The organism is Micromonospora sp. CNZ309 (genome assembly GCF_002846525.1).
The window spans coordinates 4,440,839-4,453,419 of the sequence record NZ_PJNG01000001.1; the positions used below are offsets into that span (position 1 = coordinate 4,440,839).

Consider the following 12,581-nt stretch of genomic DNA (forward strand, 5'->3'; position numbering starts at 1 on the left):
CCTCCTGCTACGACTACCGGAACCGCAGGGCGGTCGGCCCCTGCACCTTCGAGCCACGGCGCTGCTTCGCCGGCATGGCGGCGAGCTTCTCGCGCAACTCGACGGCGTAGGCGGCGAGCGCCTCCACCAGATCGGGGACCGAGGCGTGCGGCGGCTGGACGTCGACCCGCAGGCCGAACTCCGTCGCGGTCTCCGCCGTCTTGGGCCCGATCACTGCAACGACGGTACGGGCGTGCGGCTTCCCCGCGATACCCACGAGATTGCGCACCGTGGAGCTGGACGTGAAGAGCACCGCGTCGAAGCCACCCGACTTGATCGCGTCCCGGATCTCGGCGGGCGGCGGGGCGGCCCGGACCGTCCGGTACGCGGTCACGTCGTCGACCTCCCAGCCGCGCTCGGTGAGCCCGGCGGCGAGGGTCTCGGTGGCGATGTCGGCGCGCGGCAGCAGCACCCGACCGACCGGGTCGAGGATCTCGTCGTGCGGCGAGAACTCGGCCAGCAGCCCGTCGGAGGACTGCTCGCCCGACGGGATCAGCTCGGGCTGGATGCCGAACGCGCGGACGGCGTCGGCGGTCGCCTCGCCGATACAGGCGATCTTGACGCCGCCGAAGTGCCGGGCGTCCAGGCCGTGCTCGGCGAACTTCTCCCAGACCGCGCGGACCGCGTTGACGGAGGTGAAGATCACCCAGGCGTACCGGCCGTCGACCAGGCCCTTGACCGCCCGCTCCATCTGGGCGGGGGTACGCGGCGGCTCGACCGCGATCGTCGGCACCTCGCAGGGGATGGCCCCGTACGCGCGCAGCCGCGCGCTCATCACGCCGGCCTGCTCCTTGGTGCGGGGCACGAGGACCTTCCAGCCGTACAGCGGCCGGTTCTCCCACCAGCTCAGCTTGTCGCGCTGGCCCACGCCCTCGCCGACGGTGAGCACCACCCGGCCGGTGAAGCCGAGCGCCGCCGCGACGAACGAGTCGACGGTCGAGGTGGTGGTGTACTGCGTCTCGCCGGTGCCGTCCCCGGTCACCCCCACGCCGGTGGTGCCCTCCACGCCGGCGGCGAGCAGCCCGTCGCGGATCGCGGCGAGGTCACCGGCGTCCACGGCCAGGGCCAGCGAGCCTCGGCGAACGGCGGCGGCCAGCGCGTCGAAGTCCAGCGTGCTGACGTCCTCGACGTCGGCCGCCGTCCGTACGCCCGGCAGCGGCACGCCCGCGTAGGTCGCCACCCCCTCGGCCTGGCCGACGCCGGGAACCACCTCGAAGTGCGCGGCGGTCCGTGCGACCGCCTGCACCTCCTTGACGACCGAGTCGTGGCCGAACGGGTCGCCGGCGACCAGGTGCACCGCGTTCAGCCCGGATCGGGCCGCCGAGATCAGCACCTTCGCCACGTCACCCGGCGCGCCCTCCGCCGGCGTGAACTCGGCGTCGGACCTGGCCTGGGCGCGCACGGCGTCGAGCAGCGACTCGGGGACTCCCCGGTCGTACACCACCTGGTCGGCGTCGACCAGGGCGTCGTGCGCCCGGCGGGTCAGCAGGCCCGGGTCGCCGGGACCGGCCCCGACGAAGGCGATGCGGCCTACGGGCTTACGGGTGCGGGTCATTCTGTGCTCCCAAATTGCTGGGTCCCCGGGCCGGCGTGTCCATCGTGGCCGAGGATCGAGTCGGCGCCGAGGTCGAGGAGTTCGGCGGCGAGTGCCTTGCCGATCTCCGCCGCGTCGGCGGGCGTTCCGGTGCGGGACAGCCGGAGGTCTCTCGTACCGTCCGGACTGATCACCGCCCCGCGCAGATAGATCTCCTCGCCGGCGTCGCCCTCGGCGAGTTCGGCGTAGGCGGCGACCGGGGCGGAGCACCCGGCCTCCAGGGTGGCCAGCAGCGCCCGCTCCGCGACGACCGCGGCGTGGGACGGTGCGTGGTCGAGCACGGCGAGCAGCTCGACCAGGTCGGTGTCGTCGGCCCGGCACTCCACCGCCAGCGCGCCCTGGGCGGGCGCGGGCAGCATCAGCATCGGGTCGAGCGTCTCGGTGATCACATCGGTCCGCCCGAGCCGGGCCAGCCCGGCCCGGGCCAGCACGACCGCGTCGAGGTCGGCCTCCGGGCCGAGCACCCGCGCGAGGCGGCTGTCGACGTTGCCGCGGATCGGGGTGACCTCCAGCTGCATCCCGAGGGCGTGCAGCTGGGCGATGCGGCGCAGCGCGCCCGTGCCCACGGTCGCGCCGGAGGGCAGCTCGGTCAGGGTACGGCCGTCCCGGGCGACCAGCGCGTCCCGCGGGTCCTGCCGGGTCGGCACCGCCGCGACGTGCAGCCCGGCCGCCGCCGCGGTGGGCAGGTCCTTGTAGGAGTGCACCGCGAAGTCGATCGTGCCGGCGGTCAGCGCGTCGCGCAGGGCGGAGACGAAGACGCCGACGCCGAGCCGGTGCACCGGCGCGGACGAGCGGTCGCCGGCGGTGACCACCTCGACCAGCTCGACGGGCCGGCCGGTGGCGGCGGTCAGGGCCTCGGCGACGTGGCCGGACTGGGCCATGGCCAGTTTGCTGCCTCGGGTACCGAGGCGCAGGGGCGTGCTCATCGCTCACCTCCGATGGGCGGGACGTCGGCGGAGCGCGTCGACGGTGGAACGTCGGCGAGGCCGACGGGCGGCGGAACGTCGGCCAGGCCGAACGGTGGTGCGGCGTCGGCGAGCCCGAACGGCGGCGCGGCGTCGCCGGCCCCGATGTCGGGGACGTTGTCGACGGGCGAGGTCTGCGGCACCTGGAGGTCGAACAGCTCGCGCAGCAGGGCCGCGTACTGGTCGCCGCCGGGCTCGGCCGCCAACTGACGGACCCGCACGGTCGGCTGGTGCAGCAGCCGCTGCACGACCCGGTGCACCGTACGGGCCACCTCGGCGCGCTGGTCGTCGGTGAGGTCCGGGCGGCGCTGGGCGAGGCGGCGCAGCTCGGCGCCCACCACGTCGTCGGCACGGCCGCGCAGGGCCGCCACCGTGGGCGCCACGTCGGCGCCGCGCAGCCAGGTGAGGAAGGCGTCGACCTCGCCGACCACGATCCGCTCGACGGCGGCGGCGTCGGTGGCGGCGGGGCCGTCGGCGAGCAGCGCCGCCATCCGGTCGATGTCGATGACCTCGACGCCGGGCAGCTCGGCGACGCCGGCCTCCACGTCGCGCGGTACGGCGAGGTCGAGCAGGACCAGGGGCCCCCGGTCGGGGTCGCGCCGGGCGAGCGCCCGGGTCACCACCTCACGGGTGAGGACCGCTTCGGCGGCCGCGGTGGCGGCCACTACGATGTCCACTGTGGAGAGCACGGTGGTCAGCTCCGCCATCGGCGTCGCGCCGGCCCCGTACGCCTCGGCCAGCCGGACGGCCCGGTCGGTGCCCCGGTTGGTGACGGTGAGCGGCCCGGCGCCCAGCCGGGACAGCGTGGCGACGCCCAGCGACCCCATCGCGCCCGCACCGACCACGAGCGCGGGACGGCCGGCGAGGTCACCGTCGAGGTGCCCGGCGGCCAGTTCCAGCGCGGCGGTCACCACGCTCTGGCCGGCCCGGTCGATTCCGGTCTCGGCGTGCGCCCGCTTGCCGACCCGCAGCGCCTGCTGCATCAGCTCGTGCAGCAGCCGCCCGGCGGTGTCGGCCCCGGTCGCGGAATGGTAGGCGTCCCGGAGCTGGCCGAGGATCTGCGCCTCGCCGACCACCATCGAGTCGAGCCCGGCGGCGACGCGGAAGACGTGGTCCACGGCGGCGGCGTCGAAGTGCACGTAGAGGTGGTTGGCGAGCGCGGCGGGCTGGCAGCCGGCCTGCTCGGCCAGCACCGCGCAGATGTCGCCGAGGCCGCCGTGGAAGCCGGACACGGCGGCGTAGACCTCCACCCGGTTGCAGGTGGAGACGATCACGGCCTCGGTCACGTACGGCTGGGCGACCAGCCGGTCGAGGGTGCGGGTGAGGTCCGCGGGACCGACCGCGAGCTGCTCCAGCGTGGCGACGGGAGCGGTGCGGTAGGACGCGCCGACGACGAGCAGTTTCACGTGCCGATCGCCTCCTGCGGGTCGGTGACGGCGAGCCCCCCGGGCAGGGCGGTGAGGGCGGACCCACCGGTGGCGGGGAGCGCGGTCAGCGATGCCTTGCGGTGCTCGTGGAAGGACAGGATCTGCAGCTCGATGGCGAGATCGACCTTGCGCAGGTCGACCCCCTCCGGGACCGAGAGTACGCACGGGGCGAAGTTCAGGATGCTCGTCACACCGACGGCCACGAGCTGGTCGGCCACCGTCTGCGCGGCCGAGGCGGGGGTGGCGATCACGCCGATGGCGATGGACTCCTCGGCGGCGACCCGGGGCAGCTCGTCGATGTGCCGCACGACCAGCCCGTTGATCTCCTCGCCGACCCGCGCGGTGTCGGCGTCGAAGAGCGCGGCGATCCGGAAGCCGCGGCTGGCGAAGCCGTCGTAGCCGGCGAGGGCGTGACCGAGATTACCCACGCCGACCAGGGCGACGGCCCGCCGCTGGGTGAGCCCGAGCACGTACTCGATCTGGTCTATCAGCAGCGCCACGTCGTAGCCGACGCCACGGGTGCCGTACGAGCCGAGGTGCGAGAGGTCCTTGCGCAGCTTCGCGGAGTTCACGCCGGCGGCGCTGGCCAGACCCTCGCTGGACACGGTCTCGTGGCCGGTTTCGGCGAGATTGTGCAGGGCACGGAGGTATTCCGGGAGCCGCGCGACGGTCGCCTCCGGCAGATCCGGGAGCGCCGGTACGGCACCGGCGCGACCGGGCGCGCCAGGGTGACGGTGCTGACTCATGAGACTCCGTGCGGTGCGATCCTCGGCCAACTCCACCGGCCGGCCGTTTCGGGACTCCCGCTGGCGACCGAGATTGCCGGCTGTGCTAGCAGGGCGCGTCGGAACTACAGAGTAGGCGCTTGTGAAGGCGTGCACAAATCGCGATCTTGAAAGCTCGCGACGCGGCTTCACCAGCCCCTCCATTCCGCAAGATCGATCCAGCGGCCTCCGCCGGCCGCCGCCCGACCTCCGGGCGGCGCCGTTGGCGCTGGCCGCGCCGATTATTGCTCAATTAAGACTTCTCTGACCAATCACGCGACCCACGGCACGCCCACGATCCGGTCACGGTAGGGCCAGCCCTACGCCGCAGAGGCGGGCCGACGGGATGGGTCGGCCACCCCGTTCTGCCTAGCCTCGTGGCATGACCGCCGTACCCGTCGCCGCCGACCAGCCCGTGCCGGCGCCGACCATCTCCCGCCAGCTCCTGCTGGACTCCGGCTACGTGCTGCTGGGCCTCCCGCTGGCCCTGGCCAGCTTCGTCGTCCTGCTGGTCGGCCTGGCGGCCGGGCTCGGGCTGGTGGTGACGGTGATCGGCCTGCCGATCCTCAGCGGCACCCTCTACGCCGCCCGGGGCCTCGCCGACATCGAGCGGCTACGCCTCCCCGCCGTGCTGCACCAGTCCCGTATCCGCCCCCAGTACCGGCTCGCCGAGCCGGGGGCGAGCGCCTGGCGGCGCATCTTCGTGCCGATGGGGGACGCGCAGTCCTGGCTCGACCTCGCCCACGGCATCCTCAAGCTGATCGTGGCCATCGTCACCTTCGTGGTCACGCTGGTCTGGTGGGCCGGCGCCGTCGCCGGCAGCCTCTACTGGGCGTACGACTGGGCGCTGCCGCACGGCGACCCGGAGGACGTGGGCCTCCCCCAACTCCTCGGCCTGGGCGACTCGACCATCGCGCGGATCGGCCTGCACACCGCGATCGGGGTGTTCTTCCTGATCACCCTGCCGATCGTGGCGCGCGGCTGCGCGCTGCTCCAGGCGAGCTTCGGGCGCGCCCTGCTCACCGGCGTGGCCGAGATGCGCAACCGGATCACCGTGCTGGAGGAGCAGAAGCGGGCCGCAGTCTCCGCCGAGGCGAGCGCGCTGCGCCGGCTGGAGCGCGACATCCACGACGGCCCGCAGCAGCGCCTGGTCCGGCTGGCGATGGACCTCAGCCGGGCCCGCCAGCAACTCGCCGTCGACCCGGAGGCCGCCGCACGCACCCTGGACGAGGCGGTCGCCCAGACCCGGGAGACGCTCGCCGAGCTGCGCGCCCTGTCCCGGGGCATCGCGCCACCGATCCTGGTCGACCGGGGACTGCCCAGCGCCCTGGCCGCCCTGGCCGGGCGCGGCCTGATCCCGATCGAGCTGCGGCTCGACCCGGAGCTGGGCAGCCCGGCCGGCCGGCTCGACCCGGCGGTGGAGAGCACCGCCTACTTCGTGGTGTCCGAGGCGCTGACCAACGTCGCCAAGCACAGCCGCGCGACCGAGTGCCAGGTCACCGTGACCCGGCACGAGGGGCGGCTGGAGGTCGACGTCGACGACGACGGGCAGGGCGGCGCCCACCTGGCCAAGGGGCACGGGCTGGTCGGCATCGCCGACCGGGTCCGCGCCGCCGGCGGCCGGCTCTCCGTGACCAGCCCGGCCGGCGGCCCCACCAAGATCCGCGCGGAACTCCCGCTGTGAGCCGTACGTGGTAGACAGGCGCATGCGGATCGTGATCGCGGACGACGCGGTGCTGCTCCGGGAGGGGCTGGTACGCCTGCTCACCGAGCGCGGGCACGAGGTGGTGGCCGCCGTGGCCGACGGCGAGGCGCTGGTGGCGGGGGTGGTGACCCACCGGCCGGACGTGTCGATCGTCGACGTCCGGATGCCGCCCTCGCACACCGACGAGGGGCTGCGCGCGGCGGTGGAGGCCCGCCGGCTGGTGCCCCGCACCCCGATCCTGGTCCTCTCCCAGTACGTCGAGGTGTCGTACGCCGACGACCTGCTCGCCACCACCGGCGGCGGCGGGGGCGGGATCGGCTACCTGCTCAAGGACCGGGTGGCCGCGATCGACGAGTTCCTCGACGCGCTGGACCGGGTGGCCGGCGGCGGGACGGTGCTCGACCCCGAGGTGGTCGGGCAGCTCTTCGCCCGGCGCCGGCGCGACGACCCGCTGCGCGAACTCACCCCGCGCGAACGCGAGGTGCTCGCGCTGATGGCCGAGGGCCGCTCCAACACGGCGATCGCGAGGACCCTGGTGGTCACCGACGGGGCCGTCGAGAAGCACGTGCGGAACATCTTCACCAAGCTCCAGCTCGCGCCCGACACCGAGCAGCACCGCCGGGTCCTGGCCGTGCTGGCCTACCTGCGCAACTGACCCGACACCCTGGTGCGGCACCGTCGACGTAGCGGTGGGCGGCCGGGCACTCGCCGTGGGCCGGGCAGCGGGCGCACCCGCCGTCGGCGCCGGGCGGACCCGCCCGGGCCGGTCAGGGCAGCGTGGCCGCCAGGCCGACGGCCTCGCTGAGGGTGTCGGCGACCGGGTGCCCGGAGGCGCGCAGCCGGGCCGCGTCGGTGAACCCGCCGGTGTAGAGGACGGCGCGGCCCCCCACCGACACGGCGGCGTCGGCGTCGTCGACCGAATCCCCGATCAGCACCACGTCCCGGCCGTCCACGCCGAGCTCCGTCAGGTGCCGCCGGAGGGACTCGGCCTTGCGGTCCCCGCCGACGCTCGCCCGCAGCCCGTCCACCCGGACGAAGTGCCCGGTGAGCCCGTACGTGCGCACGGTCGGCACCAGCTCCTCGTGGAACCACATGGACAGCAGGGACTGGCTGCCCGGCCAGGCCGCCATCGCGACGCCTGCGTCGTGCGCCAGCTCACAGGTCGTCAGCCCCGTGCGGTACGCGTCGTGGAAGATCCGGTCCAGCCGGCCGAACGCGTCGTCGTCGACCGCCCGGCCGAGCACCTCGGCGTAGTAGTCGGCGATCGGCCGGCGGAACCGCACCCGGTGCTCGTCGGCGGTCACGGCGGGCCCGCCGACGCTGGCGAAGGCGACGTTGGTGGAGGCGACCACCAGGCTCAGGTCGTTGAGCAGGGTGCCGTTCCAGTCCCACACCAGGTGGTTGCGCGCAGGGGTCATCCGAGCACCCTAGCGCCCGGGCCGGACATGGCTCGTCAGAGCTGCGGGGTGGTCAGGTCGCGCAGCAGCCGCTCCTCCTCCACCCGCCAGTAGCCGTGCTCCTTGCCGTCGAGCAGCACCACCGGCAGCCGGTCGCCGTACTCGCGTTCCAGCTCGATGTCGTCGGTGACGTCCTTCTCGGTCCACCGGTCCCCGGTGACCGCCACCACCCGGTCCAGCGCCACCTTCGCCTCGTCGCAGAGGTGGCATCCGGGGCGGGTGATCAGGGCGAGTCGGGGCTCACGCATCGGTCTCCTCCGTCGTGCTGGTGCCGGCCGGGGCCGACGTACGGGTCTCCGGCGACGCCGCCGGGGACGGCACCGGGGCCGGGGACGGCGCCGGCCGGAGCAGGGTCTTGCGTACCTTGCCGATCACCGAGTGCGGCAACTCGTCGACGAACTCGACGGCCGTCGGGCACTTAAACCGGGCCAGGTTGCGGGCGCAGTGGGCGAGCAGTTCGGCCTCGGTCACCGCAGCCCCCGGCGCCGCCACCACGTACGCCCGGACAGTCTCGCCGGTGCGCGGGTGCGGCACACCGAGTACCGCCGACTCGGCCACCCCCGGGTGCCCGCGGAGCACCAGCTCGACCTCGTGCGGGTAGACGTTGAAGCCGTTGACCAGGATCAGCTCGCCGATCCGGTCCACCAGGAAGAGGTCGCCGTCGGAGTCGGCGTACGCCACGTCGCCGGTGGGCCACCAGCCGTCGGCGTCCGGGCCGCCCCGGCCGTCCGGCCAGTAGCCGGCGAAGACGTTCGCCCCGCGCACCACGACCTGGCCCGGATCGGTGCCGGGCGTGACGTCGGAGAGGTCCAGCTCGTCGGCATCGTCCTCCGGCTCGGCCACGCCGTCGCGCCACAGGTCGGCCCCGTCGCTCCCGACCAGACGCAGCTCGACGCCGGGCAGCGGCCGGCCGATCGACCCGGGCTTCGGCTCCCCGCCCACCAGGGTGGAGGTGAGCACCGGCGCGGTCTCGGTCAGGCCGTACCCGACGTGCACCGGGCGACCGGCGACCTCGGCGAAGCGGGCCGCGACGGCCGGCTCCAGCGGCGCCGCGCCGCAGACCACGGCCCGGACCGACGCCGTCGCCGCGGCGAGGGCGGCGGCGTCCGCCGTGGACCAGGCGGCCACCATCGTCGGTACGCCGACCAGCACGGTGACCCGGTGCCGGGCGATCTCGGCCAGTCCCGCGTCGGGGCCGAGGTTGTCGACGAGCACCCCGGTCGCGCCATGGTGGACGACGGCACCGAGCCCCGTGTTCAGCCCGTACGCGTGGAACAGCGGCAGCGCCAGCAGCACGGTGTCGTCGGGACCGACGACGGGCGGGTCGATGCGCCCGACCTGCTCGTGGTTGGCCGCCAGCGCCCGGTGCGTCAGCATCGCGCCCTTCGGCCGCCCCTCGGTGCCGGACGTGTAGAGCAGCAGCGCCAGGTCGTCGCCGCCCCGGTCGGGGAACGGCGGGCCGGCCGGCGCCACCGGCGGCGCGGTGTGCACGGCGACGAGCGCGGGCAGGTCCCCGGCGACGCCGGCGACCAGGTCGCGCACCCGCTCGGTGCCGATCAGCACCGAGGCGCCGGAGTCGGCCAGCACGTGCCGCAGCTCGGGGGCGGTGAGGCCGGGGTTGACCGGCACGGCGACCAGCCCGGCGCGCAGCGCGGCCAGGAAGGCCACCACGAAGTCGGGCGAGTTGCCGAGCGCCACGGCGACCCGGGGCGGGTGCCGGTCGGCGGCGGGGCCCGGCCCGGTCAGGGCCACCAGGGCGTGGGCGGTGGCCGTCACCGAGGCGTCCAACTCGGACCAGGTGACGGTCCGGTCGCCCCAGTGCAGCGCGGGTCGGTCGCCGTCGGCGGTGGCCGCCCGGTGGAGCCGCTCGACGAGGGTCGAGGCGGAACTGTCGGTTGCGTCCTGCACGGTGGCTGAGTCTGGCACAGCGCGGGGCCTGTGGGCCATGCCCGGCGAGGGCCGGTGCGGCGTCGCGGTGGGCGGGACCGCCGGCTCGGGAAAGTCCCGTCGACGGGACGAGCGGGGCACGCGGACGGGACGGCACCGGTCCCGCGCACGGGACGCGTCCGGCCCACCGGGCGCGTCCGACGATCCTGAGGCGACAGTCGCGCGGGCGTCCCGTCCGGCGCGACGGATCGGCGCACTGACCTGGAATTTCCTTCGCAATCACGCCGCAATCCGAAAGTCAACCGCACACGACGGACAACCGGTCCGCCAGCTGTGCGACGCGGCGGGAAATACTTCCGCCCTGTGTAACGGACTTGCCACGCGTGGGTGACGTTGGCCCTATCATCACTCGGGTCGGCTCACCCCATTTGCCGTGAGTCGACACCCCTCAGCCCGAGGAGGCCCCCGTGCCTGTGAGCGCATTGGACCAGCACCTCAAGGGGATCTGCCGCCCGTCGGCACACCCCGAGCCAGCCCTGCCCGGCCCTGCCGGCCGGGCCACGACGGCGACGCGCCGGCCGGCACGGCCGGCCGGCGGGACGGAGGCGGCGCGGTGACCACCTTCGGATACGCGGAACGGCCGGCCGGCCTGACCAACCCGGCGATCCGGGGCGCGGTCAACGAGCGGCCCGCCGCGCGCGGCCCGCTGGACGACACGGGCAACCTCGTCGTACGGGGGGACGGCGCGTCGAGCCGGACCCGCAACCGGCCGCACCAGAACGAGCCACCGCCACGCTCCGCGACACCGGGCGGCAACGCGAAGCCGGCCGGCGGCCGGGTCGTGGTCCCCGCCCGACCCACCATGCCCGCGCAGGGTCGCCGCACCACCGAGCCGGCCAAGGTGCCCGACGAATCGGGCCCGGAGACGGCGGTGCTCCCGGCGGTGCCGGCCGCCCTCGCGCCGGTCAACGCCTCGACGGGCTTCCCCAGCCGTCCCGACCCGTCCGACCCCGCCACCGAGGTGTGGGGGCTGGTCGAGCGGGCCCAGGCCGGCGAGTCCGAGGCGTTCGGGCTGATCTACGACCGGTACGTCGACACGGTCTTCCGGTTCGTCTACTTCCGGGTGGGCAACCGCCAGCTCGCCGAGGACCTCACCTCCGACACCTTCCTGCGCGCCCTCAAGCGGATCGGCAGCTTCACCTGGCAGGGGCGAGACCTGGGCGCCTGGCTGGTCACGATCGCCCGCAACCTGGTGGCGGACCACTTCAAGTCCGGCCGCTACCGCCTCGAGGTCACCACCGGGGACGTGCTGGACGCCGACCGTGAGGACCGCGGTCCCGAGGGCAGCCCGGAGGCGGCGGTCGTCGAGCACATCACCAACGTGGCCCTGCTCAGCGCCGTCAAGCAACTCAACCCGGAACAGCAGGAGTGCATCGTGCTCCGCTTCCTCCAGGGCTTCTCCGTGGCCGAGACGGCCCGCGCCATGGGCAAGAACGAGGGCGCGATCAAGGCTCTCCAGTACCGCGCGGTGCGGGCGCTGGCGCGGCTGCTGCCGGACGGCTTCCAACCGTAGTCCCGTGCAGGAGACCGCCGCGCATCGATGGACGTACGCGCAGCTCAGCGCCGTCGTGCCCCCGTGTCGCCGATCACTTTCCGTGATTTCGCCGCCGCCGGCCCCGTAACCCATGTCCGGTGCGGACCGTTTCTCCGGGTGCGACCGGTGGTAGCCCCGGCATCCCCGGGCCCCCGAGGTCCGGCAGTGCGGCCGGCCACGAGCCTCGTCCGTGGTGTCCCGCCGTCACCGGTCGCTGTCGACGACAGCGGCCGACCGGCCGCGACCAGCGAGAGGAGGTGCCCGCGGTGGACAGCAACCTCTTCTCCCGTCGGCGCGCGGAGCGCTTCGCGCAGCTTCTCGACGAGGCCAACGGGGGCCGGCGACACCACGTCCGTTCCCGGGCCGACGACCAGTTGACCGCGCTCGTCGCGGTCGGTCGACGGCTTGCCGTGGCCCCGCCCGCCGTCAAGGTGGACCCGGAGTTCCGTACGGGACTGCGGGCGATGCTGCTGGCCACGGCCGAGCGCGAGGGCATCGGTGCCCCGGCCGAGCCGTCATCCCGGCGCCCCGCCGACGCCGGCCGCAGCCGGTTGCTACCGGCGGTGACCGCCCGCCGGGCCCGCGCCCGCGGTGCGATCCTCGTCGGCGTCGCCGCCGGCGCCGTCGCCCTCTCGGGCATCTCCGCCGCCAGCGAGAACGCCGTCCCCGGCGACGCGCTGTACGGCATGAAGCGCTCCACCGAACGCGCCCAGCTCGCGCTGGCCAGCTCGGACGTCAGCCGGGGCCAGCTGTTCCTGGACTTCGCCCGCACCCGGCTCGCCGAGGCGGCCGCACTGCGCGGGGACGAGGACGGCTTCAGCGCCGTGCTGGACGACATGGACGCCGACACCCGCCAGGGCGTACGCCTGCTGACCACCGCCGCGGCGCAGCGCTCGGACCCGGCGGCCCTGGACGCGATCAACTCCTTCCTCACCGGCCAGCGCCGGGCGGTCGGCGGGCTCCTCGACGACGCCGGCCGGGCCGACCGCGACCGGACCCGCCGCTCCCTCGCCCTGCTCGACGCGGCCCGCAAGCGCTCCGACGCGCTGCGCGCGGCGATCGCCTGCGGCCTGCCCGCGCCGGCCGGCAGCGACGCCCTCGGCCCGGCACCGGCGAGCTGCCCCGGCGAACGCTGACCGTCCCGCCGCC

Annotated in this window: 11 protein-coding genes; 4 read left to right on the forward strand and 7 right to left on the reverse strand. The window is 74.8% G+C overall.

Translation table 11 applies throughout. From position 1 onward, the window contains the following. Positions 1-13: 13 nt before the first annotated feature. From CLT72_RS18535 to CLT72_RS18550, 4 genes are read right to left on the reverse strand one after another with little or no spacing between them, the layout of a single operon-like run. Positions 14-1,594, reverse strand: coding sequence for a bifunctional uroporphyrinogen-III C-methyltransferase/uroporphyrinogen-III synthase (locus CLT72_RS18535; protein ID WP_088998234.1), 1,581 nt, complete (start codon positions 1,592-1,594; stop codon positions 14-16). Then, entirely contained in the window at positions 1,591-2,559 is a 969-nt protein-coding gene (gene hemC / locus CLT72_RS18540) for a hydroxymethylbilane synthase (RefSeq protein ID WP_101412880.1), read from the reverse strand. Before hemC ends, CLT72_RS18535 begins: the two co-directional genes overlap by 4 nt. Beyond that, the gene (locus tag CLT72_RS18545; protein ID WP_350823874.1) at positions 2,556-4,004 is read right to left on the reverse strand and encodes a glutamyl-tRNA reductase; all 1,449 of its coding nucleotides are present in this window, start codon (positions 4,002-4,004) and stop codon (positions 2,556-2,558) included. Before CLT72_RS18545 ends, hemC begins: the two co-directional genes overlap by 4 nt. Further along, entirely contained in the window at positions 4,001-4,771 is a 771-nt protein-coding gene (locus CLT72_RS18550; protein WP_101412881.1) for a redox-sensing transcriptional repressor Rex, read from the reverse strand. The genes CLT72_RS18545 and CLT72_RS18550 overlap by 4 nt, the downstream gene beginning before the upstream one ends. A 400-nt stretch (positions 4,772-5,171) precedes the next feature. On the opposite strand from CLT72_RS18550, the gene CLT72_RS18555 reads away from it, so the two are divergent. Together CLT72_RS18555 and CLT72_RS18560 are read left to right on the forward strand one after the other, a co-directional pair. Beyond that, positions 5,172-6,473 (forward strand): sensor histidine kinase, encoded by a 1,302-nt coding sequence (locus CLT72_RS18555; protein ID WP_101412882.1) that lies wholly within the window; start codon positions 5,172-5,174, stop codon positions 6,471-6,473. Positions 6,474-6,495: 22 nt separating this feature from the next. Further along, positions 6,496-7,149, forward strand: coding sequence for a LuxR C-terminal-related transcriptional regulator (locus CLT72_RS18560; protein WP_101412883.1), 654 nt, complete (start codon positions 6,496-6,498; stop codon positions 7,147-7,149). 112 nt (positions 7,150-7,261) lie between these two features. Here the strand turns inward: CLT72_RS18560 and CLT72_RS18565 are convergent, their stop codons facing one another. Genes CLT72_RS18565 through CLT72_RS18575 form a run of 3 tightly spaced genes read right to left on the reverse strand, consistent with a single transcriptional unit; the run spans position 7,262 to position 9,898 of the window. Next, positions 7,262-7,912: an HAD family hydrolase gene (locus tag CLT72_RS18565; RefSeq protein ID WP_101412884.1), complete on the reverse strand. Its 651-nt coding sequence runs from the start codon at positions 7,910-7,912 to the stop codon at positions 7,262-7,264. 35 nt (positions 7,913-7,947) lie between these two features. Then, positions 7,948-8,199: a glutaredoxin family protein gene (locus tag CLT72_RS18570; RefSeq protein WP_101412885.1), complete on the reverse strand. Its 252-nt coding sequence runs from the start codon at positions 8,197-8,199 to the stop codon at positions 7,948-7,950. Then, positions 8,192-9,898, reverse strand: coding sequence for an AMP-binding protein (locus CLT72_RS18575; protein WP_101412886.1), 1,707 nt, complete (start codon positions 9,896-9,898; stop codon positions 8,192-8,194). Before CLT72_RS18575 ends, CLT72_RS18570 begins: the two co-directional genes overlap by 8 nt. A 553-nt stretch (positions 9,899-10,451) precedes the next feature. Here CLT72_RS18575 and CLT72_RS18580 point away from each other — a divergent pair. Both CLT72_RS18580 and CLT72_RS18585 read left to right on the forward strand, forming a co-directional pair. Continuing rightward, a complete protein-coding gene (locus CLT72_RS18580; protein ID WP_101412887.1) occupies positions 10,452-11,411 on the forward strand; it encodes an ECF subfamily RNA polymerase sigma factor, BldN family in 960 nt (319 codons plus the stop codon). A gap of 287 nt (positions 11,412-11,698) precedes the next feature. Continuing rightward, the gene (locus tag CLT72_RS18585; RefSeq protein WP_101415251.1) at positions 11,699-12,568 is read left to right on the forward strand and encodes a DUF5667 domain-containing protein; all 870 of its coding nucleotides are present in this window, start codon (positions 11,699-11,701) and stop codon (positions 12,566-12,568) included. The last annotated feature ends 13 nt before the right edge of the window (positions 12,569-12,581 follow it).